The organism is Ensifer sp. ENS10 (assembly GCF_014852025.1).
Taxonomy (GTDB): Bacteria; Pseudomonadota; Alphaproteobacteria; order Rhizobiales; family Rhizobiaceae; genus Ensifer.
Map to the genome: position 1 here is coordinate 443,002 of NZ_JACVAS010000003.1, position 21,856 is coordinate 464,857.

Below are 21,856 nucleotides of genomic sequence, written 5' to 3' on the forward strand. Positions count from 1 at the left end.
GTATGACGAGGAGAACTGACGTTTCGCCTTGTGCAAACTTTCAATGTTCCCAAAACGCGGGTACCCACCGGTAGCCTTCGCCTGCGATCGCAACCCGGCACACTGATGGGAAAGATAGATGAGTAGCCAACAGCGGCTCCCCGGTTGCCGCTAGCTCACGAAGGAGGCGGGTACGGACGCGGACCGCCTCCTCGGGATCGTGCTCGAAGCCGTTGTGCCATTCAAGGTGATCAAAACCGTGCGGGAATACCGCATCTCCCGCAAAGGTGAGTCTGTCGTCGCCGGAAGCCAGGCGGACTATACTGTGCCCAGGGGTGTGCCCACCTGTTCGAGTAACGACCATTCCCGGGACGACCTCGCAATCGTTTTCGAAGGTCTGAAGCTTGCTGCCGTACTGCGCCAGGAAGCGCTTGGCGGCTGACCTGATCAAGTCGGGCAGTGGACCCGGCATGGTAGTCCGCGAGAAGTCGGGCGACTCCCAGAACTCGGCCTCCGCAGCCGCGACGTGGATGCGCAGGTCCGGACGGAGTTGGTCCTTAACGCCGTCTACCAACAACCCACCGATGTGGTCGAAATGCATGTGCGTGAGAACGACGTCCGTAACCGATGCCAGATCGATTCCGGCGGACTCAAGTCGATAGCCCCACCGGCCTGTTCTGGGAAAACCAGGAAATTCCATCCCGAGGCCGGAGTCGATGAGAATAGTCCTATCGCCGCTGCGAACGACAACTTCATTCAAGGCCCAATCCATCACCTCGGGCTGAAGCCGGTCATGCAGCCAGGCCGTCCGGACTGCGGGATCGGCGTTGGTCGCCATGACTTCCGCCGGTATCGATATGACGCCATCACTTAAAACGAGCACGTCGATATCGCCGACCTGCAGCGCGTAGCGCGAGGGAACCAGTTCGTCTGATCGTCCGGTGGATGAAGTTTTGTCCAAGCCCATATCTGCCTCCTGCTGACCGATCGTCCGCGGACGTGTTTCTGCCTGTGATTAACGCTAGTTGGTGCCCAAGAATATCGTTCTCAGCCACGATCCAGAGTCTACGGCGAGGCTTGGCAGCGGTCGATTGATCCGGCGCACAGGGGAGCCTACACATAAGCATAGGCAAGCCTGTCCTTCTAGCCGACCGCGCTTTCGATTTTCGTGTGAAGACAGACGTACGTGAAGTTCCCCCGAAGCCTTTCCACAAATTTGCAGAAAGCTTTGCTGCGCGAATATGTGCTCAGCAATCCACGACAAGTCGACCACTCCTCGGAAGCCACCTTCGATCCACTCTCAGCCGGCACAGGCCGGCATAGCAGGCGTCAATGCGACCGGCGCCCTCCTTTATTTCGCCGCGGGCGTCAGAACGAAGTCCCAGTTGACGAAGAAATAAGGACACGATTGGTCAACGTCTTTCAATCCTAGCCGTTCGGCCTCGTCCGCAGTGTGAACTTCTTTGAAATGAGCAATCAGGGACTCCCTGACTCCGAAAACAGCGTCTTCGCTCAAATAGCTGCAGTCATCTGGAAAGATATGCGTGACCACGGGATCGTAGCCTGGCGCGCTAACGATGAAGTGGATGTGGGCCGCTCGGTTCGGGTGGCGGTCAAGCTGACCCAATAGCCTGCCGACCGGCCCATCGTCTGGAATCGGATAGTATCGGGGTTTCGCTGAGCGGTACCAATAGGTACCGTCATCGTCGGCCGTGAATACGCCGCGCAGGTTCCAATCGGGTTGGATATCCTTTTGTTGGACGTCGTAGAATCCGTCATTATTCGTCTGCCAGACATCAACCAGAGCACCTGGAATAGGATTACCATCCAAATCCGTCACCCTGCCTCTAACGACGAGCGGTTCGCCTTTGCCGTCCAGGCATATGTTGGCTCCGTTTCGGTAGCGAGGTGCTTCGGGAACATAAAATGGGCCGAGCACCGTGTTTTCCGTTGCCCCCGAGGGTCGGCGATTATTAATGGTTTCGACCAGCATCGAAACTCCGAGAACATCGGAAAGGAGTATGAACTCCTGCCGCCAGTCGGTGCATTTATGGCCAACCGCTGTAAGGAAATCGATCGCCTGCTGCCACTCTTGATGTGTCGGTTCTATCTCTTTTGTCAGCGCGTGCAGATGCTTCACGACTGCTGACATGACCAGCCTCATCCGCGGACTTGCTCCGGATCCCATCCGTGCGTTGACTGTTTCAACGGAGTTTTCCTCGGTAAGGAAGCGAGTTTCCTCACTGGTCGAAGCGGGTTTCATGTCCATTCTTTGTCCTCCAACTCTTCAAGTGCTTGCAGGGCGCAATCCGCAATGTGCACGCCTTAGCAGCTCCGTCAGACCTTGACGGTCCAATGACCGCGGATTTTTGTAGGGTTTGTCGAGAGCCGCAGTGACCGCTTGCTCGATGCCAGCCGGGGGCATCCCCAGCTCCCTTAGCGCTGGTTTGACCCGAAGCGTGTGGTTGAGCTCGTACAGACACTGCGCTGGATCGGGTCGCCTGAAAATTTCGCTTAGCTTATCGATGACTTCGGGAATTGCCGGAGCGTTGTACGCCAACACGTGAGGTAGCAGCGCCGCGTGCGTCTCGGCGTGCGGCAAATTAAACAAGCCGCCGAGGGTGTGGCAGAGCTTGTGGTGAAGAGACATTTCAACTGACCCGAGACACATTCCGCTCAGCCACGCTCCGTAAAGAGCTCTCTTCCTTGCCACCTCGTCGTTTCGAGTGTCCGACAATAGTGATAAGGCGTCATACAGGGAGCCGATCGCCTCAACGGCAACCAGGCTCACGACCGGATTTCTGTTTTCGGCGTAGAGCGCCTCGACCGCATGCGCCATCGCGTTCATCCCGCTGGCTACGGCGACGTCTCTCGGGAGAGTCTCGGTCAGGTCGGCGTCGTAAATAACGGTCTCCGGCTGAATCCTTGGATGAGAGCGGGTTACTTTCTGGCCGTTTTCCGTCTCGCCGAGGATCGGCGTCATTTCGGATCCGGAGTAGGTCGTGGGAACGACTACTTGCGGAAGGTCCGTTCGCCAGGCAATCGCCTTGCCTAACCCAATGGTAGAACCGCCACCAATAGCAACGATGCCATCAACACGCAGGTCACGCACCATCCGCATCGCCATTTCCGTGATCGACACGGGCGTGTGCATCGAAGCTTTCGAGAACACATCGGCGGCGACGGGGCCGACCGATTGGGCGCACTCTCTCACGAAATCTTCGTGTCCAGGCGTTGAGAGAAAGAGCGCGCGCTCTAAACCAAGCCGCTCCAATTCGCCACGGAGTGTTCTCACCGTTCCAGATCCGAAAATGACTCGGGCGGATACACCGCTGTAGGTGAACGAATACATTGGATGCTCCGGGCTGGCCGTTCCACAAGGAGAACGCGCCGGCACACAACGGGCGCCGGCGCGATTTTCATTAAGCAGCGTTGACGTTGCCACGCTCCGCAGAAGAACCGATATAGCCCTCGTGAACGTCCTGAGCGCGGGCGTATTCAGGCTGGAAGCGTACGTTGGCGTAGTGCGAGTTCTTCTCGGCTTCCTGCGCGCGCTTACCAAGTTCGGCGGTATCGCCGAAGCCGAGCACCTCGCGTGCGAGGGCGGTCAGCGGACCGTCCACGTGATACTCGGTACGCTGAAGCGTAAGAAGGTTGATAAGATAGAGCGGCGTTCCGTTGAACTTCTCGAACATCTCGTGGCGCGTGCCCCATTCCGTCAGGAAGCGTTCGCTGATCTGGCGGAAAATCTTGATCCGGTCATGCGCACTGATTTCCGCGCCACGGAGCGCATCGGCAAGCTTCGGACCGATGTAAGGATCGTCGAGCTCTCGCTTCGTCGGCTGAATCACGATCCCGCGGCCGCAGAACTCGATGAGCATGTTCACCATTCTCGGCTGATGCTCGAGATAGTGGGCACGACCGAAGTCGATGTAGATGTTGTTCGGCTTGAAAAGACCGCCCGGAGTGGCAAATCCCGTCTCTTCGGCAGCCAGCATGAAGGCCGTGCAAGTCTCACGGAATCTGATCATTTCGGCAAGCTGAGACTGAACAACCGGATTGTTGCTCGTCCCCAGGGATTGTGTAAGCAGAAGCGCGAGGCCCACCATCAACTCGGCATGGACGCAATGGCGGATCTGTGTTTCCAGATGGACCCAGTCGAACTGGCGCTGAGGATACCATTTGGCATGCTCGGGATTGCCGATATGCTGCACCTGCGACCACGGGATCAGAACGTCGTCGAAGTAAACCATGGCGTCGAGTTCGTCGCCGATCGTAGCAAGAGGACGATCGTAGGGGTCTGCGTCCGTTTGAACGCGGGATTCGCGTGCGACGACCGAGATGCCTTTGGTGGCGATTGGAACCAGGGCGTAGATCGTCTGCTCAGGTGTCTGGCCGGGCCGCCATAGATTTCCGATGAGGATGTGATTGACGAAGGGAACGGACGTTCCGATAGCCTTCCAACCTCGCACGAGAATGCCGTCGTCGCGCTCTTCAACGATGCTCAACATCGGCGTCTCGCTCAGTGCGTCGACCCGACCCCGGTCAAACTGAACATCGACGAACATCGGAGAGATGGCCAAATCCTTGCTTGTCACCTCGTCCCATTGACGTTGAATATTGCCCGACAGATCGCGTTGGCCGTTTTTGAAGCGGGAGTTATCGGCCCACGGCTGCTGATCATCCACCTGCGTGAACATCACGCAGTTCATCCCCATCGGGGGACGGGTGAAGATGCCGCCCTTGAAGTGACGGAACACGAAATCCGCGTATTTGCGCCGGCGAACTGCGTCTTCCTTGGTTCGGGGCAGAAACCAATGCATCGACTGGCGATTGCCTTTCTCGTCGATAAATGTCGCGATGTCTTGATTGGCGGGATCGAGATGCAGATCGTAGTATTCAGCGATAGCCTGGGCGTAGCCACGCGTCTTGGGATGGGTGGTAACATCGTCGATAAGCTCGCCGCCGACATAGACACGCCGGTTGTCGCGCAGCGATTCAAGGTATTCTTTGCCTGTTCTCATGGTCTTTCCTCTGGAGCGTTTGAATCAAGCTGTTTCTGGAACGTCGTTGCATCCCAGTAGTCTTCGCTGCGCACGATTTTGCCGTTCTCGAGAGTGAGAACCATCAGGCCGCGCAGGAAGATTTTTTGGCCGCGAGGGGGAACTGGTCCCAACGCGGCGCACAAGGTCGCAGTCAATGTGTACTGGACAGCGGCTCTTCCCTCATTGTCTGCGATGATCGAGCCGGGCTTCCATTCGGCGTCGGGGAACCAACCGAGAAATTTTTCAAGACCAGCCGCTATTGTCTGCGCGCCTACTTTCGGACGACCGTGCGCGATGTCCTCGTGGATGCCTTCGTCGGTATAAAGCGCAGCGACGTCGCTTGTGCGATGACTGTTGTAAGCCGTGTAGAGGGCCTCGACGACGGCTGTGGTGGCCGCGGCGTCCATCACGACAATACCCTCTGCATCGAAACACCCTGCATGTACTGCCCTTCTCCATAGAGGAGCGGCTTTTTGGCAGCAGGAGCGAGAACCGCCCGGACCTGTGCCAGAAGCACGAGGTGGCTGTTCACAACGAACGTCGTGTTTGCCCTGCAATCGAAAGTGATCAGCGAATTCTTGAGGACGGGCATCTGGATCCTGTCAGGAACATCCTCCGGCGGGATCACGAAGTCCTCGATGAATTTGTCCTCACGAGGTCTTGAGCAAAATTGCGAGATTGCCACCTGCTCATCGCTGAGGATGTTCACGGCAAAATGCGGGTGACGAGTGATATTGCTGGCGGTCACCGTCTCGCGATTTACACAAGCGATCAGCATGGGCGGATCCATGCACACCGGGCTAAAGGCGCTGACGGTCATGCCCCACGGGCGGTCATCGTGACGCGTCGTGATAACGGTGACGCCGCCAACGAATTTCCGCATAGCCGTTCGAAATGCCAATGCCTCCGGACCAGCATTAAGCTCCCACTGATTCACCGTTTCCTGAATATCTTTGAAAGACGAGGCGGGCGAAGTGATCTCATCCAAACTGCGCATAGCTCCTCCATTGCGCAAGCTATTTTCAGCTTCCACAGAAACAACGAGATTTGCATGCCGATGCTCAGACCAACAGACGGCTTACTTAATCTCTACTTTTGAACCCCAGATACTTATATTTTTTTGTTGACACAGATCTTACGTGGCTACCGTAATGTGTCCAATCGATTATTCGGAAGTTAATTATCCAGCCAGTCGATACATGGGAGGAGTACTTATGAACCTTCGGGGAGTGGATCTTAACCTGCTGGTCGTTCTCGACGCTTTGTTGCGAGAGAAGAGCGTCAGCCGTGCGGGGGAGATCGTCGGACTAAGCCAATCGGCGACAAGCGCGGCCCTCGGTCGTTTGAGAGACATGTTTCATGATCCGTTGCTCGTTCGCGTGGGTCGAAAGTTAGAGCTGACGCAAAACGCCGAAGACCTAGTGGAACCGCTAAGAGACGCCCTGAACAAGGTCCAAAAAACCCTTACGCAGCAAGGCAGCTTCAATCCACTGCAAGACGCTCGAAGCTTCACGATAAGCGCATCGGACTACGCTGTTTTGATCTTGCTCGCCCCCCTCGTCAAACGCCTGGAGGCAGAAGCGCCCCACGTCACGCTCCATCTCGTCCCACGTTCGCGAGACACCGAAAAGATGCTCCACGACGATCTTGTCGACGTCGTGATCGAGCCGAGCGAATTGCTTCCGGATAGCGACTTTCCGTCGGAACCTTTGTTGAGCGACCGATGGCTATGCGCTGCCGATTCTCAAAACCGGGCAGTTCGGGGGTCGGACCAGATATCACTTGATGCATTTCTCCATGCACCCCACCTTGTTTATGGCATCGGCCCTGATCGGCAGCTGAACCTTGCCGATCAGCATCTGGCGCGCGAAGGTGTCCGCCGTCGGATTGCCGTAACGCTCGAAAGTTTTGTTATGGTTCCATTCCTCTTGCGCGGATCGAATCTTATAAGCTTGGTCTTGGAGAGGGCGATCCGTGAACTTGGCGCGCCAGGCATTATCGGCGCGGAACCACCAATGTCCTTGCCGGATATCCATGAACGCATGTTCTGGCATCCCCGGCACACGAGTAATCTCGCGCACTGCTGGCTACGCGACTGCTTGCGAAGAACTGCGGCCGAAATCCAAACCGTCTCCGCGCTCAAAAGGCCGCAGGTTTGAGTTCGTAACGGGCGTGCGTGAACAGCGGTTGCAAGGGGAATCGTCGCTGTGTGGTGCGTACGCCACATACTCAGGTGTAGCTCGACCGCCCAAACACTCCAACCTAGACATCGTGATGTAGCCCTGATCGGCACCTCTCACGAGAATTGGAGCGACATAATGTCGAAGGTAGAAACAACCCCTCTTACGATGATCCAGCAGGACAGGCGGCAGCCCGACGAGTTGGTTCCGTCCCGCTACGCGGTGCGGGTGGGCGAGATTGAAGTCATCATAATCAGCGATGGCGTTCTGACGCCGCCAGCCGAATCGATGGCCACCAACGCCGATCCTGCAGCCATGGGGGCTTGGCTGGACGAACGATTCCTTTCGAAGGTCGCTTTTGATTGGGCACTGAACGCCGTAGTGGTGCGCAGCGGTAGCCAGACAATTCTCATCGACAGCGGAATCGGAGAGGAGTATCCGGACTTTCCACGGGCTGGGCAGTTTGTTCATCGACTTGAAGCCGCCGGCGTCGACCTATCGTCCGTGGCCGACGTAGTGCTGACGCACATGCACTTTGATCATGTTGGCGGTCTCCTCGTCGAAGGCGTCAAGGAACGGATGCGTCCGGACCTTCGCGTCCACGTTTCCGCTGCGGAAGCGAAGTTCTGGGAATCGCCCGACTTCTCCCGGACGGCCATGCCGCCTGCGCTGGCTGAATTGGCCCGCCGGGCGTCCGTTGAGTTCATGGACAAGTATCGTGAGCACCTGCGGACCTTCGACGAGCAGGCCGAGGTAGCGCCGGGAGTGGTTGTCTGCCGCACGGGCGGTCACACTCCAGGACACAGCGTGGTTCGGATCGCTTCAGGAGGCGAAGGCTTGATGTTTGGCGGCGACGCGCTGTTTCCTGTTTCGTTCGATCACCCCGAGTGGCACAACGGCTTCGAACACGACCCGGAGGAAGCGACCCGCGTTCGGCTGCGTCTGATGCGGGAACTGGCGGACACCGGCTCGTGGCTGGTATCCACACACATGCCGTTCCCCTCAGTGGGGCGAGTGGCAGCCTCCGGTGAACACTATCGTTGGGTTCCGGCTTGGTGGGACTACTGAACCGGGGCCCTGTCAGTCGGTCGTAGCGAGGTACGCTGCGATCGACCTGTTTCCGTGTTCAGCGGTTGTGCAACGCGCTTGCACTGGGGTGCTCCGAAATGCCATCGCGGCGGAGACGCTTATCGGAAGAATGCTGCTAAGCGCCCGAATGAGCCAGTCGATGAAGGCCCGGCCGCAAGAGCAAAGCCTTCCGGATGACCTGAGAGAGGTTCATGCACTTGACACCTGCGGAGCAGCTTGGATCCAACACTGAGATAAACCGACAATCAATTGTGGAAATCAGGTCACGGCACTCCACTATCCGGATGACTGGGAATCTCCAGCCTGCCAAATTCGGCGCGTTAACAAACGAGGGGGATCTCATGACAACGACAAACGAAATTGCGGAGAAGATTGCTACCGCCCACGGGCTGACGAAATCTCAAGGTAAAGCCATCGTTGAAGGAGTTTTCGCGGCGATTACCGCGGCAGCGACCGAGGGAGCAGAAACTTCGATCCCCGGCTTCGGTAAGTTTAAAGTGAAAGACACTCCGGAGCGGGAAGCTCGCAATCCGGCAACCGGACAGACCATCAAAGTGGCGGCAGCGAAGAAACTCAACTTTGCGCCCGCCAAAGCGCTCAAGGATGCTCTCAACAAGTAGTGGACTAAAGAGGCTCCGGCGACGCCGGAGCCTCACGCCTGGAGTTCTCAGCAACAAGGTAGAACCCACCAAACCACGAGCCTGCTGCGCTTGGCATCAACAGCGGGATAACGTTCTGGTTCATGCGGAAAAAATTGTTTGGATCATAAGCGCGTTTGACCGTTTGAAGCCTCGCGTAGGTTTCAGCATTGGAAAGCGTCACGAACAAGTTTTCACCCTCTCCGAAGCCGGGAGAGTTCAAATACAGCCGGCCGGTGGAATAGAGTTGCATATCGCGCCAGGCGTCGCGGACCCAGCCAATATTGGTATCGTCACCAGCTGCACGTTTTCTAAACCGATCGCAGTGCACATAGGCTTACAAACCGTTCCGCTTGCCACGCATAGGAGCCACTTACGTTGTTTAAGCGAATTGCACCCATTTTCGCAGCCCTGCTGTTGTTGCCTGCCTCGGCCTCAAGTGCGGACACGATAACGGGGCGTGCCTCCGTAGTCGACGGGGACACCATCGAGATCGGAGGGAAACGTGTACGGCTTCACGGCGTAGATGCGCCGGAAAGCTGGCAGAAATGCTTTGACGGCGATGGCGGCACTTATCGGTGCGGCAAGGCCGCAGCAAGCGCTCTGGATCAATTCCTTGCGGCCTCTCGACCAATCCACTGCGACGTGATCGACCGCGATCGATATCACAGGTTGGTCGGCGTCTGCTTTCGCGCCGACGGCAAAGAAGTTAATCGCTGGTTGGTCGAAAGTGGTAATGCGCTGGATTGGGTTCGGTACAGCCGTGGAGCCTATGGGGCCGCCGAGAAGACAGCGCGATCATCTAACATTGGTATATGGCGCGGCCACTTCCAACGCCCCTGTGAGGCGCGAGCGGAACGCTTTGGGCATACACTTGCGTGTTGAGCAAAACTCGACATGCTGAAAGGACCTCCAATCGCGAATGAGCTTCGGCGTTGTCTATGGCCGACAGGTTCACGCTGAATTCGGAAAGCCGAAATTCATCGCGTCGGGCTTGATCAATTACCGTGGAATCTCCTACAACCGTTTCCGTGGGGCCTGTAGCTCAATGGTTAGAGCCGTCGGCTCATAACCGATTGGTTGCAGGTTCGAGTCCTGCCGGGCCCACCATACCTGTTCATCGCCAGATAAACCCGGACCGTCGTCACACAAGTCTGGATTCCACATAAGTTCGGCCATCAAGGACGCTCTGGGCTTCATGTGTTGGAACGCATACGACGACAGGAAGCTTTTGGTAGAGAACGAGTCCGACGTCAGGAAAATGCTCTGGTGTTTATGGACTGGGGGCAATCAGAGGACGGCATCGACGAGATTGTCCTTCGTGTCCAGCACGTCGGATGACATCAATTTGGTGGCGTCAGTATCTATCGGCATTTCAGATAGATAGAGAATGTTTAATGCAGGCTATGCTACAAAAAATAAACCCCCGGCCGGAGCCGAGGGTGTGCTAGCGGCGTACCGCATCGCGTTGATAAGTTGTATATGAATCATGCAGGCGAGTTTGTCAAGGAAATCAGATGGCCAAAAGGTCCGCATTTTATATCGACGGTTTCAATTTGTATCACGCAATTGCGGACCTGAATCAGCCGTATCTCAAATGGTGTAACCTCTGGAAGCTTGCCCAGATAGTAATCCCTTCAAGGTCGGAAACTCTCGCAAAGGTTACATTTTGCACCGCATATTACCCTGGGGATGAAAAAAAGAAATGGAGGCACGAGCAGTACCTTCTGGCTCTCCAAAATTCAGGCGTGACGGTTGTGATGGGACATTACGTCAAGGAAGACTGGTCGTGCAGAACCTGCGATGCAACATGGAAAAAGCCAACGGAAAAGGAAACCGACATCAACTTGGCGCTCAGCCTATATGAGGATGGTGCGAACGATGTCTACGACAAGGCATACCTTGTTACCGCAGACTCGGATCAGGCAGCGACGGCAAAGTTCTTTAAGAGAGCGTTCCCTAAGAAGGAACTCATCTCTGTCGCGCCGCCTGGCCGAAATTTTTCCAGCCATATCGCGAGTATTGCGAGCGGAAAAATAGCTCTGAACAAAGACCATCTGGATAGCTCTGTACTCCAAGCCATTGTCATGGGCGACAGAGCGGCGCGTAGACCGAACGAATACGAGCCGCCGGTTGAATGGGTTCATCCTGATAACAGACCGCAAAAGAAGAAGGCAAGCGAAAGGGATAACGAGGAGGCGTCGGAGCACTCACACATCGATGCGAAATAGCTCACGATATCTCGTGCAGGTTGCGATCCACGATCTGAAGCGCAACGAATATGACTGAGGCGTATCTTGGCATTAAGCTTCATCCCCTATTCTCATGCCGATGTGAAGTATCTCGACAGGCTGCATAAGCATGTGTCGCTTCTTCAGCGTGAAGGCTCAATCGAAACCTGGAGCGATCACCAAATCGTCCCGGGTGCGAAGCTGGACAAAGCGATGATGAACGCCTTGCGATCGAGCGAAAACGCCGCCCGCTCACCTGCCGGAAGGAACACTTCAACCGGCATGCCAGGGTGCGCTGTACGAAGCCTCGCCGGTTAGCGAATTGGTCCACGCGTTCTGTTGGTAACCGGGGCAGATTCGGTGACGCGGGCTGTAGAGGGACAATCTGGCTGAGATCCCGTCTGATCTTGGTTGTCGCGCTCCACCAAATGTGCCCCGTTACCTCTGTTGTGAGCCGTGAGACGCCTAGCGCCCGTCGGCTAACTCCATGAGTCGAAACTTCAAATTTTGCTAGACGAAATAAACTCAGGCTTTTATTCCGTGACTTCGACTTTCCTGGCCACGCCCGATCAACCGAATGATCGCCAAATTTCACGATGCCATAGCTATGAGCAGGCTGACGATTGAAAATATACATAAGAGCTACGGCGAAATCGCAACTCTCAGCGGGATCAATATCGAGCTGGAGAGTGGCGAGTTCCTCGTCCTTCTTGGTTCGTCGGGTTGTGGCAAATCCACACTTCTGAACATTATCGCCGGCCTTTCCGAACCCACGAGTGGCGAAATCCGAATAGCCGACCAAGCCGTGACAAGGGTGCACCCTAAGGACCGTGACATTGCAATGGTCTTCCAATCGTACGCGCTTTACCCGAACCTCTCGGTGCGGCGTAACATCGGATTTGCCTTAGAGATGCGGAAAGTTCCTAAAGTGGAGCGCGATCGGGCGATCGAAGAGACTGCGCAAATGCTGCAGATCGAAGCCCTCCTCGATCGCAAGCCGAGCGAGTTGTCCGGAGGCCAGCGGCAGCGCGTCGCGATCGGCCGCGCGCTTGTTAGGAACCCAAAAATCTTCCTTTTTGACGAACCGCTGTCAAACCTCGATGCGAAGCTGCGGATGGAGCTACGCACCGAACTCAAACGATTGCACCAGATACTAAAGACGACCGTGGTCTATGTGACCCATGATCAAATCGAGGCTATGACCTTGGCCACCCGAATAGCGGTCATGCGGAATGGCAAAGTCGAGCAGCTGGGAACCCCAGAGGAAATCTACTATCGGCCTGCGACCGTGTACGTGGCGAGTTTCGTCGGTGCTCCACCAATTAACTTGCTGACGGCGCGCTGGGTGCCCAACGGCATCAAGCTCAACGGAAGCGATTTCGTACTGCCGTTCAACCGCGCGGCACTCGGTGCCGCCGCCGATGAAGAAGTAACGGTGGGCATTCGCGCGGAGGCTTTCCGTGCCAGCGCCGCGGAAGTCACCTTGAAAGCAGTGGCGGAGGTTACGGAGTTGACCGGGCCTGAGCTGATTGTAACCGGCAGGTTTGGAGATAGAGGCAAAATATCTGCATCCCTACCACCACACACCAAGATTGAGCACGGTGCAGTCGTGCCGCTCGGCATTAAACTCAGCGATGTTCATTTGTTTGATGCGGACGGCAGGAGACTGAACTGAAGGATTCGTTCACGATTTTCACACTTGGACCCAGGAAGGCCATACATGGGATGATTGCCGATCGGGGCGGAGATTCCAAAAGTATTGTCTGTAAGAACACGCACTATGTGTGCGTGGCGGCAGAAGCATCCCAAGATTGGCGTCATAGCCATGAGGGCTTGAAGATAATGCCGGCTATGGATTTGCGAGCAGAAGGTCGGGGACCAGAACTCGTACATGAAGGAATCCTTGCGCGAGCGCTGTCTCGTTAGACAGGAGGACTGTTCCAGGCTGCCCACTTGTTTGCTTAGTTGAGCGGGGTGGTGGCATCCTATTGTTCGTTCACTCCGGTAGGACGAACTCTCGACATCTAAAGGTTCTACAAGCGCGTACTGGCCCCGGCGACGAACAGGATGAGACAATCTCACCGTGACTATCGCCGCGCAGCTTGTGCGTGAGACCTTGGCGCCGTCTACGATCGGGTTATCTCGATTGCGCGCAAACGCGAGCGCGGTCGAGACGCATCCGTTTTTTGACGCCTTCGACGAGGAATCCGCCAACATGCTCAGCGTCCATGTGTGCCAGCGCTGCGGCGGTCAGTCACCGGTCAAACGAGACCTTCGAAAGCGACCCTTCCGCGTAGCCCGGATGAGGTTAAGTTGACGGCTGGGCTTGATGCCCACCTCCAATCACGGCTTAGCGAAATTCTCGCTGTTTTATTTGTGCTTGCTCACCAACAAACTGAATAAGAGCTCGTAGCCTTGGAAGCCGGCGGAGATCTTGATGATATCCGAGCCAAGTATCCCTTCCAGGAGGAGACTGCGAGACATCGATACGTTTCAAGACGTCCATCGAATCCCCCAACGGCCTGGGAAGAACCGCCATGCCTGCACCACCCGCGCATAACCTTGCCTGAACATCGCGGTTATTGCTTCGCATCGAAACGTTCGCATTGGGGAACCGGCCCTTAAGCCAACCTACGTCTGGCATGCTTCCAAATGCCTCGTCCATAATGACCATACTGAATCCCGTTCCTGTGCCGGGCGAAGGGTCGTCCGATCCTTTGGCGACATACAGGCCATAGGGAATATGCAGCAGCTTTCGCGAGATGACTTCCGGCTCTGTGAACGGCTTGATGCGGAAGACCAGATCCGCTTCGCGACGCGTAAGGTTCAAAAGTCTGGAGTCGGTGAGAACCTCGATGATTACGTTGGGATGCACACGTCTGAAATCTGCAAGGATGGGGGCAAGAATATGAATGCCGAACCAGTCAGAGCACGAGATCCGCAGGGTTCCGGACAACGTGTTCTCGGTGCCCGCAAGCTGGCGCTGGAGTGCCAGCGCCTCCTCCTCCATTCGTTCCGCGTGCCCCATCACGACGGTGCCCTCATCTGTCAGGACAAACCCGTCCGGTGTGCGCTGGAACAGTGAGTGGCCGACTGCGGCCTCAAGAGTCTTTAATCGTCTTCCCATTGTCGGCTGCGTCAGGCCCAACTTCCTCGCGGCCGCACCCAGCGTTCCCTCCCTCGCGATCGCAAGGAAAAGTCGGATATCGCTCCATTCCATCATCTTGTGGCTCATTCAAAAATGCATGATGAACATACAATCTATATGATTTTCATTCGGAAAATTCCAATTCAAAGTGCTGACATCAACTGAAAGGGAGCATTCCTATGGGCACGATGAAAGCATTAGTTCTTGAAAATCATGGTACCGAATTCCGGGTGACGCAGATCGCGCGACCGGCAGCGGCCGAAGGCCAGGTGCTCGTCCGAATAAAGGCCAGCGGCGTCAATCCGTTGGACACGAAAATCCGCGCAGGAGCAGCCGCTCATGCCAGACATCCGCTTCCCGCAATCCTGGGTATCGACCTTGCTGGGATCGTCGAAGAAGTCGGCGCAGGCGTGACCAAATTTCGCCGCGGAGACGAAGTCTACGGCATGACAGGCGGTGTCGCCGGAGTTCAAGGTTCGCTGGCAGAATTTGCGGCCGTCGATGCACGTTTGCTGGCCATCAAGCCATCTCACCTTTCCATGCGTGAAGCGGCCGCTCTACCCCTCATTTTCATCACGGCGTGGGAAGGCCTGGTGGATCGCGTCGGCATCCGGGCTGGCCAGAAGGTGCTGGTCCTTGGTGGCGCTGGTGGCGTGGGACACGTAGCAGTTCAGATTGCCAAATCGTTTGGCGCGGAAGTCTATGCAGTCGATGGAGCCCGCAAGGCTAACTACATCAAGGGCCTCAATGCGACGCCGATCGACTACGCCACAGAGACCGTCGAGGAATACGTCGCCAAGTACACACAAGGACAAGGTTTCGACGTCGTCTACGACACCATTGGCGGCGCTGGCCTGGACACTGCGTTCAAGGCGGTCGCCCGCTTCGGGCATGTGGTTAGCTGCCTCGGCTGGGGCACGCACGCACTCGCCCCGCTCTCATTCAAGGCCGCGACATATTCCGGAGTATTCACACTGCTACCGCTGCTCACTGGCGAAGGCCGTGAACATCACGGGGACATCATGAGGGAAGCGACGCGACTTGCGGAAAAAGGCCAGTTGATGCCGCGTCTCGATGGTCGGTCCTTCACCCTCGAAAGTGTGATGACGGCTCACGAGCTGATTGAAGGTGGCAAGGTTGACGGAAAGCTCGTCGTCGACATCGCGTAACGGCCAGGGTCCCGCGTGTTCATGCGCGGGGCCCCTTTCTCTGCAACTCCTTCATATTTTACGTGCTCCGACGCAAGAAGGCCCCGCGCTGTGTTACCGCAAGTGATCTCGCGGTAGAGTCCACCTTTCTTGCGGCGTTGCCCTTCCCAGGCGGGGCTAATCCCGTTGGTGAACAAGCCTCTGCGCGGCCGCTAAGTCTTCATTCAACCTCGCCAGTCCCGATCAATTCTGCCCTCTTCGGCCTTGTGAAAGTATTGAGAGCATACGAGCCAGCCTTTCAAGGGCCTCAGCAGCATAACACAGGCTGCCGTGGTTAAAGGTAGAGTGGAAACCAGATGTACCCAGAGCGGCGGCTCGACTGTCAATTGGAACCACAGAGCGAAAGCAAGCGCCGGAACGGCGACAACAGTCATGGCGAAGAATGCGGGCCCGTCCGCAGGATCAGCGAACGAATAGTCGAGACCACAAACCTCACAAGAGGTAGCCAAGGACAGGAGCCCGTTAAACAGATGTCCCCGTTGGCAACGCGGACATCGCCCCTTGAATCCGGTGAGTGCAGGATTGGTAGTCTCGTTATAGTCGATGGTCATGTATCTGTTCCCTCACCATCGAAATCGAGATGAATGCCGTTGAAGGCTAGCTGACCTGGGTCGTGGGCGGCAGCGCCGCTGCGAACTCGTCACGAGACGTGGGGTGGCCGTCAATCATCTCGTAGACGGCCTTAGAACGGCCAAGGGTTTCCATTAGGGAGGATGGTCCGGCGAAGGGTTGCCCGCCAATGTGCCAGCCATCGGTGTGAAGCTCTTCTATCAGCACCCAGGTAACGGAGCGGAACGCCTCCGAGCCTTCGAACTTGACCATTACATCCGTGATCGCCTTCGCCAGCGCGTGTTTTTGGGTGCTTGTAAATACACCATCCACGAGTTTGATATTCACAAAGGGCATCGTATTCTCCTTTGTTTCTTTAGTTGGGGATTTGACGGGCCGACCGCAATCAATCGAGCTCGACAACTAGCTTGCCGTTGGCCTTTCGGGTCTCGATTAGCTCGTGGGCGTTTGCAGCGGTCTCGAGAGTGAATTTCCTCGGATCGAGACGTGGTGACACCTTCCCTGCCTCCACAAGTTTCGTAGCCTCCCGCATGATGTCGCCATGGTGCTCACGCCCCTCACCGGTCAAAAGAGGGATCAGAGTGAAGACACCAGAATACGTAGCAGACTTGAACGAAAGGGGCGCCAAGGCATGAGTTCCCCAGCCAAGGCAACTCACTACGTGTCCGAACCGGGCGACGGCCTTGAATGCAGTGTCCAATCCCCCGCCGCCGACGGTGTCGTAGACGACGTCGAATCCTTTGCCGCCGGAGTACTTTGCAACGTAAGCCTCTACGTCCTCGGATGAATAGTCGATCGGTTTCGCGCCCAAACCGCGCAGATAGTCTGCCTTGCTCCCGGAATCGACGGCACTGACGTCAGCTCCCAGCGCCACAGCGATTTGGACGGCGATATGCCCAACGCCACCGCCGGCACCAATCACCAAAACTGATTGTCCCGCCTGAACGTTCACTCGATCGACGAGCCCCTCCCACGCGGTGATGAAGATCAGTGGCAGTGCCGCCGCTTCGCGCATCGAGAAGTTCGACGGCTTGATTGCCAGAAGTCGCTGGTCAACCGCCGCATACTCCGCAAGCGATCCTTGGTTACCGCCCACGCCTCCGGTCATCCCGTAGACCTCGTCGCCTCGAGAAAACCTGGTCACGCTGTCACCTACCTCCTCCACGACCCCGGCAAGATCGATTCCAAGTATCGCAGGTAATCCATGTCGAGCGTGCGCCGCGGCTCCGGCACGGATTTTGGTGTCCAGGGGGTTCACACCGCTAGCCTTGATACGAACCAATACCTCACCAGGCTGGGGCACCGGATGCTCAATTTCAGAAACTCGGAAAGGACCATTCGCGACTTCGATCACCGCTGCTCGCATCGTCGGCATCTCGCGTCTCCCTGTGGCGTGTGTCGGGGACGACTGTGCGCCAACTTCATGGCGGCGGAAATCATATATACCTTTAGAAGCGCGCTTTCGGCGAAGTGGAAACCGAGTCCAGGCGGTTGCAAAATCGGGTTCGATCTCACGTCCTAATGGAAGATATGATTTCCGATTTTCCGGAGAAGTGTACCTTATAGGAACTGCTGATCAGGCATGATCGAGCAGGTCGTTGCCACTCGGAACCGGGAGCGAAGATTGAACAAGCTGCTCGACAAGGCCATCGTTGCTCATGGGGGCCCGGCAAGCTGGAGCGTTTACAACGTTGCGAAGGCAACGGCTTCACTGGGCGGCGATTTCTGTGCGAAGTTCGGCGATCTCACACCGCGGCAGATTACTGTCTTCCCGCATCGTCAACGAGCGGTTATCGAACCTCTTGGTTGCGTCGACTGCCAAAGCGACCTCGAGCGCAACCGTTTATCCATCCTCGGTAGCGACGGCTCCCTTGTTACTGGGGTCGAGGACGTGCGTTCCGCGCAATTGCAATACGACTTCACGCTTCCGATCGATCCATTAATTGGAGTTTTGCTGGCGTGCTCCACCGTTCGATCGTTTTTGACCGCACCCTTCCACTTGATGTTGGACGGTGTCGAGGTAAGCGAACTCGTTCCCTGGAAGGAAGATGGAAGGCAATGGCGGGTTCTCAGGGCCGAGTTGCCGCCCGATCTTGCCACCGCCGCCCGGATCCATGACTACTTTTTCGATGCCGACTTTCTTCTGCGCAGGCATGACTACCACGTTGATGGTGACGCTGGCATAACGATAACCGAATTGCTTTCTCACTACGAAGATTGTCATGGTATCAATATGCCAACGAGATTACGCGGGTACCCTCGCCGGGCAGACCTAACGCCGGATTTGTCTCGCTCGATGATTTCCATTGATATTAGCGGTCTGGAGTTTTCGCTCGATTAGGGTTCACACCGGACAAACACACGTGCGGGGGCCAGAGCATGGTGCATGCGGCAGGTTTCACCGGGTGAAAAGAAAATAGAATGAAGGACCCCGCAATTGGTCGTGAAACGCACATCTCGGCGTTGGAGTGCACCGTGCTTGAATAAATGCCTGCCAGACAGAGTACGGCTACTGCTTTTACGGGACGCCGACCAGCAGAACACTAGAGGCCAAACCGACAGCTCTTGAGAAGGGCGTGAGAACAGTCCGCCGGCGAGCCCGCGGCGAACGCAACTGCGCTGCTTCCGGTTCCCGGATGACCGGATCCTCACAGCAAATTGCGTGTGTCCCCGGCGCTCGATTTCGCCAATACCTGACTCGTGCGCTTCGGCATCGGAGCCTACTGCGATCCCCTCGCCCCATCTGATCTCGAGGCCAAAAATCAATGCCGACATCCTATGCGCGTCAAGGCATGCGGAGGTGCGGCGCAGGCGACATTGTCCTGCGCATAAGTGTCGAGTCTGAAGATCATCGGGACCGTGCCGATGATTGAAGCGGTTCTCCCTGAGATTTCGGACGAAGCCACCCCAGAGCGCTTGGGCACCGTGGCTCAAGCTCCGGATCGCCCGCAGACAGAACGCGATCATGTTCGCCTCAATCTCACTGCAGATCGTATTCCAGTCTCCTCACATCATCATCGGTGGTTTTCGTCGCTCACGATGGTCTAAAGGTAGATTTCAGCAGTGTCCTGAGCGTGGATTGTGTATCCGCCCGGGTTCATGCACCCTTCGATTTGACAGCATCCATCACGCGTGTCGAGTAAACGAGTCCTGCCCCAGCGTTGACGCCGATCGCCGTCCCTAGCGCCTCGGCGATTTCCTCTCGTGTTGCCCCGGCTTTGAGCGCTGCGTCAGTGTGGACAACGATGCAGCCGTCGCAGCGCAGGGATACCGCAGCGGCAAGGGCAATCAATTCGTTGACCTTCGCGCCGAGCAGATTTGTCTTCCGCGCCGCGCCGCCGATTGCCTGATAGCCGCGGATGACGTCCGGATTAAGCGTTGCCAGTTCACCTACCCCGGCAAGCACTTGTTCATGGTAGGCATTCCAGTCGATCATTGACATTGGTTCACCTCACGTTTGAGTGACGCCGTGGTAGACAAGGCGGGTGAAGAACTCGGGGCTGATGACAAACTGCCCCCATTTCGCGTCGAACGCTGCGGTCGGTTTCGCGGCGATGACTTCGTCGATCGGCTTTCCCTCCGCCTTGAGCTTGGCAACGTTTCCGCGGATATCGACGAGCATCGTCCTATAATCGTCGAGTTCGGATTTTTTGCTCAGGGGCTGACCATGCCCCGGGATAACGATTGTCTCGGCGGTGACTTTGGAGAGAATGTCTTCGACCGCTTTGATCGTGCCGTCGATGCCTCCTCCGGTCGAATAGTCTATGAACGGGTAAATCCCGTTCCAGTAGAGGTCTCCGGTGTGGACAATGTCCGCCTCGCCAAAGCTTACGGAGATATCACCGTCCGTATGCGCGTTCGGATGATGCTTCAGCATCAAAGTCGACTTGTCGAGTTTGAGAGACATCTCGTCGCCGACGGTTTCGGAAGGAACGGCGGCCAGCGGTGGCCGAGGAAACTCGAAATCCCAGTCCTCTACCTTCACCACCTCCATCAAATGTTTTCTGGTGTTTTCGTGCGCTAGGATCGCCGCCCCTTCACCGTTCAGCCATTCATTTCCGTCGGTATGATCGAAATGCCAGTGGGTATTGATGAGATGCCGGATCGGCTCCTTGCCGAGCCCCGCCAACGCCTCCAGCAACCGAGGCCGCGATGCGGTAATACCTCCGTCGATGAGGACTTTTCCGTCTGCGCCTGTGAGAACGGCAATGTTGCCGCCGGACCCCTCGAGGATCGAGACACCCGCCCTCATCTTGTGAACATTGATGGGCGTTTTTGCCGCCGCGTCCCGGATCATGTCGACAATACTCTGGGACTTCGCGAAGACCTGACGCGGACTGAGCCAGCCTCCTGTGGCAGCGAAAGTCGAGGCGGCCATGCAGCATAGGCAAAAGCCGCGGCGGGAGAGCGTAAGTTCTTGGGTCATGGCAACTCCTTTCGGGAATGGCGGAGCGGCTTCAGGGAGCTTGGGAGTTCAGGTCGCCTGAAGCCGCGTTGCCGCCAGGCGATCATGCCTGGAAGAAAGCCAGAAGATCGGGGTTGATGATCTCGGGATGCGTGCTGCACATGCCGTGTGGAAGTCCCTTGTAGACCTTGAGCGTGCCATGCTTGAGCAGCTTGATCGACAGGAGGGCGGCGTCGGCAATCGGAACAATTTGGTCATCGTCCCCGTGCATCACCAGAACGGGAACGTCGATCTTCTTCAGGTCTTCGGTAAAGTCGGTCTCCGAGAAGACCTTGATGCATTCGTAATGCGCTTTCGCTCCCCCGATCATTCCCTGCCTCCACCAGTTCTGGATAAGTCCTGGCGAGACCTTGGCGTCCTTACGATTGAACCCGTAAAACGGACCGGTTGGGACATCGAGATAGAACTGGGCGCGGTTCGCGGCTAGCTGAGCGCGGAGGTCGTCGAATACAGCAATGGGCAGACCTCCGGGGTTGCTGTCGGATTTCAACATTACGGGTGGGATGGCCGAGATGATCACTGCCTTGGCCACTCGGCCTTTCCCATGTTGCGCGACATATCGGGTGACCTCGCCGCCTCCGGTTGAATGGCCAACGTGAATCGCATCCCGCAGGTCGAGCGCGCTTGCAAGCTCGGCGACGTCGGCCGCGTAGGTGTCCATGTCGTTGCCTGTCGACGTCTGTGTTGAGCGACCGTGGCCACGCCTGTCGTGGGCGATTACCCGGTAGCCCTTACTGAGGAAGAACAGCATCTGATTGTCCCAGTCATCGGCGCTGAGCGGCCAACCGTGGTGGAAGACGATGGGTTGGCCCTTTCCCCAGTCCTTGTAGAATATCTGAGTCCCATCCTTGGTGGTGATCGTGCCCATTGTCTTTTCCTCGGCTGATCGTTGCTGTGTCTGTCCACTCGCGGTCGATACCGGAGCAATTGGTGAGAACCCAAGGAGGGACGCTCCGACAGCTCCTGCGGCGCTGCCCAACACGGCGCGACGTGAGATCGGAGGAAGCCCTGATTTTCGTTCTGCCATGACCTACATCCTTCGGTGGACCATCGCTTGGACGACGGCTGGGACGGCGAGCTCGACAGGATTTCACTCTCGGTGCGTCGATCGCTTTCGGTGCCTTCAATGTTAGACAGGAGGCCCTGCTCGGCCAATCATATGTTTCCGTTAGTCGTGGAAGCGGAACTAGCCTGTTCGTATCGATCGAAGTATAGTTTCAACGCACTCCAATGGTGCAACCTGGGGAGAATGCCGTGAGGGTGCATCAAGTAAGGCAATACGCACCTGCACTTGCTACGGGAT

The 21,856-nt window shown here is 56.7% G+C and carries 22 protein-coding genes and 1 tRNA gene; 9 read left to right on the forward strand and 14 right to left on the reverse strand.

Annotation, left to right across the window (positions count from 1 at the left end):
• Positions 1-40: 40 nt before the first annotated feature.
• The 6 genes from IB265_RS15220 to IB265_RS15245 form a co-directional block, all read right to left on the reverse strand.
• Complete coding sequence (locus IB265_RS15220; protein WP_192371088.1) at positions 41-946, reverse strand: MBL fold metallo-hydrolase; 906 nt, start codon at positions 944-946, stop codon at positions 41-43.
• A 384-nt stretch (positions 947-1,330) separates the two neighbouring features.
• Positions 1,331-2,242 (reverse strand): intradiol ring-cleavage dioxygenase, encoded by a 912-nt coding sequence (locus IB265_RS15225; protein ID WP_192371292.1) that lies wholly within the window; start codon positions 2,240-2,242, stop codon positions 1,331-1,333.
• Between the two features lie 24 nt (positions 2,243-2,266).
• Positions 2,267-3,331: a maleylacetate reductase gene (locus IB265_RS15230; RefSeq protein WP_192371087.1), complete on the reverse strand. Its 1,065-nt coding sequence runs from the start codon at positions 3,329-3,331 to the stop codon at positions 2,267-2,269.
• 70 nt (positions 3,332-3,401) lie between these two features.
• Entirely contained in the window at positions 3,402-5,003 is a 1,602-nt protein-coding gene (locus tag IB265_RS15235) for a 4-hydroxyphenylacetate 3-hydroxylase N-terminal domain-containing protein (RefSeq protein ID WP_192371086.1), read from the reverse strand.
• Positions 5,000-5,431, reverse strand: coding sequence for a nuclear transport factor 2 family protein (locus IB265_RS15240; RefSeq protein ID WP_246805965.1), 432 nt, complete (start codon positions 5,429-5,431; stop codon positions 5,000-5,002). The genes IB265_RS15235 and IB265_RS15240 overlap by 4 nt, the downstream gene beginning before the upstream one ends.
• Positions 5,431-6,021, reverse strand: coding sequence for a flavin reductase family protein (locus IB265_RS15245; protein ID WP_192371084.1), 591 nt, complete (start codon positions 6,019-6,021; stop codon positions 5,431-5,433). The genes IB265_RS15240 and IB265_RS15245 overlap by 1 nt, the downstream gene beginning before the upstream one ends.
• A 217-nt stretch (positions 6,022-6,238) precedes the next feature.
• Between IB265_RS15245 and IB265_RS15250 the strand changes: the two genes are divergently transcribed.
• The 3 genes from IB265_RS15250 (at position 6,239) to IB265_RS15260 (ending at position 8,913) form a co-directional block, all read left to right on the forward strand.
• Positions 6,239-7,183, forward strand: a complete 945-nt coding sequence (locus IB265_RS15250) for a LysR family transcriptional regulator (protein WP_192371083.1) — start codon at positions 6,239-6,241, stop codon at positions 7,181-7,183.
• 159 nt (positions 7,184-7,342) lie between these two features.
• Positions 7,343-8,272, forward strand: coding sequence for an MBL fold metallo-hydrolase (locus tag IB265_RS15255; RefSeq protein WP_192371082.1), 930 nt, complete (start codon positions 7,343-7,345; stop codon positions 8,270-8,272).
• Positions 8,273-8,634: 362 nt separating this feature from the next.
• Positions 8,635-8,913 carry an HU family DNA-binding protein gene (locus IB265_RS15260; RefSeq protein ID WP_192371081.1) on the forward strand — a complete coding sequence of 93 codons (279 nt, stop codon included), beginning with the start codon at positions 8,635-8,637 and terminating at the stop codon, positions 8,911-8,913.
• Between the two features lie 4 nt (positions 8,914-8,917).
• Here IB265_RS15260 and IB265_RS15265 read toward each other — a convergent pair whose 3' ends face one another.
• Entirely contained in the window at positions 8,918-9,184 is a 267-nt protein-coding gene (locus tag IB265_RS15265; protein WP_192371080.1) for a BBE domain-containing protein, read from the reverse strand.
• 137 nt (positions 9,185-9,321) lie between these two features.
• On the opposite strand from IB265_RS15265, the gene IB265_RS15270 reads away from it, so the two are divergent.
• From IB265_RS15270 to IB265_RS15285, 4 genes are all read left to right on the forward strand, one after another.
• Complete coding sequence (locus tag IB265_RS15270; protein ID WP_371813606.1) at positions 9,322-9,816, forward strand: thermonuclease family protein; 495 nt, start codon at positions 9,322-9,324, stop codon at positions 9,814-9,816.
• A 149-nt stretch (positions 9,817-9,965) separates the two neighbouring features.
• Positions 9,966-10,041, forward strand: a tRNA-Ile gene (locus IB265_RS15275).
• Between the two features lie 407 nt (positions 10,042-10,448).
• The gene (locus IB265_RS15280) at positions 10,449-11,162 is read left to right on the forward strand and encodes an NYN domain-containing protein (protein ID WP_192371078.1); all 714 of its coding nucleotides are present in this window, start codon (positions 10,449-10,451) and stop codon (positions 11,160-11,162) included.
• A 607-nt stretch (positions 11,163-11,769) separates the two neighbouring features.
• Positions 11,770-12,837, forward strand: coding sequence for an ABC transporter ATP-binding protein (locus IB265_RS15285; RefSeq protein WP_192371291.1), 1,068 nt, complete (start codon positions 11,770-11,772; stop codon positions 12,835-12,837).
• A 675-nt stretch (positions 12,838-13,512) separates the two neighbouring features.
• Here the strand turns inward: IB265_RS15285 and IB265_RS15290 are convergent.
• Positions 13,513-14,382 (reverse strand): LysR family transcriptional regulator, encoded by an 870-nt coding sequence (locus IB265_RS15290; protein ID WP_192371290.1) that lies wholly within the window; start codon positions 14,380-14,382, stop codon positions 13,513-13,515.
• Between the two features lie 107 nt (positions 14,383-14,489).
• Here IB265_RS15290 and IB265_RS15295 point away from each other — a divergent pair, with 107 nt between their 5' ends.
• The gene (locus tag IB265_RS15295; RefSeq protein ID WP_192371077.1) at positions 14,490-15,479 is read left to right on the forward strand and encodes a zinc-dependent alcohol dehydrogenase family protein; all 990 of its coding nucleotides are present in this window, start codon (positions 14,490-14,492) and stop codon (positions 15,477-15,479) included.
• A gap of 203 nt (positions 15,480-15,682) precedes the next feature.
• Here the strand turns inward: IB265_RS15295 and IB265_RS15300 are convergent, their stop codons facing one another.
• Genes IB265_RS15300 through IB265_RS15310 form a run of 3 tightly spaced genes read right to left on the reverse strand, consistent with a single transcriptional unit; the run spans position 15,683 to position 17,463 of the window.
• The gene (locus IB265_RS15300) at positions 15,683-16,069 is read right to left on the reverse strand and encodes a DUF983 domain-containing protein (RefSeq protein ID WP_192371076.1); all 387 of its coding nucleotides are present in this window, start codon (positions 16,067-16,069) and stop codon (positions 15,683-15,685) included.
• Between the two features lie 46 nt (positions 16,070-16,115).
• Entirely contained in the window at positions 16,116-16,424 is a 309-nt protein-coding gene (locus IB265_RS15305) for a 4-oxalocrotonate tautomerase family protein (protein ID WP_192371075.1), read from the reverse strand.
• A 49-nt stretch (positions 16,425-16,473) separates the two neighbouring features.
• Positions 16,474-17,463, reverse strand: coding sequence for a zinc-dependent alcohol dehydrogenase family protein (locus tag IB265_RS15310; RefSeq protein WP_192494872.1), 990 nt, complete (start codon positions 17,461-17,463; stop codon positions 16,474-16,476).
• A 249-nt stretch (positions 17,464-17,712) separates the two neighbouring features.
• Between IB265_RS15310 and IB265_RS15315 the strand changes: the two genes are divergently transcribed.
• The gene (locus IB265_RS15315; protein WP_192494873.1) at positions 17,713-18,429 is read left to right on the forward strand and encodes a hypothetical protein; all 717 of its coding nucleotides are present in this window, start codon (positions 17,713-17,715) and stop codon (positions 18,427-18,429) included.
• Between the two features lie 756 nt (positions 18,430-19,185).
• On the opposite strand, the gene IB265_RS15320 is transcribed toward IB265_RS15315, so the two are convergent.
• From IB265_RS15320 to IB265_RS15330, 3 genes are all read right to left on the reverse strand, one after another.
• Positions 19,186-19,530 carry a carboxymuconolactone decarboxylase family protein gene (locus IB265_RS15320; RefSeq protein ID WP_192494874.1) on the reverse strand — a complete coding sequence of 115 codons (345 nt, stop codon included), beginning with the start codon at positions 19,528-19,530 and terminating at the stop codon, positions 19,186-19,188.
• Positions 19,531-19,539: 9 nt separating this feature from the next.
• Positions 19,540-20,514 (reverse strand): MBL fold metallo-hydrolase, encoded by a 975-nt coding sequence (locus IB265_RS15325; RefSeq protein ID WP_375293067.1) that lies wholly within the window; start codon positions 20,512-20,514, stop codon positions 19,540-19,542.
• Positions 20,515-20,596: 82 nt separating this feature from the next.
• Positions 20,597-21,421: an alpha/beta fold hydrolase gene (locus IB265_RS15330; protein ID WP_192494875.1), complete on the reverse strand. Its 825-nt coding sequence runs from the start codon at positions 21,419-21,421 to the stop codon at positions 20,597-20,599.
• Positions 21,422-21,856 lie beyond the last annotated feature (435 nt).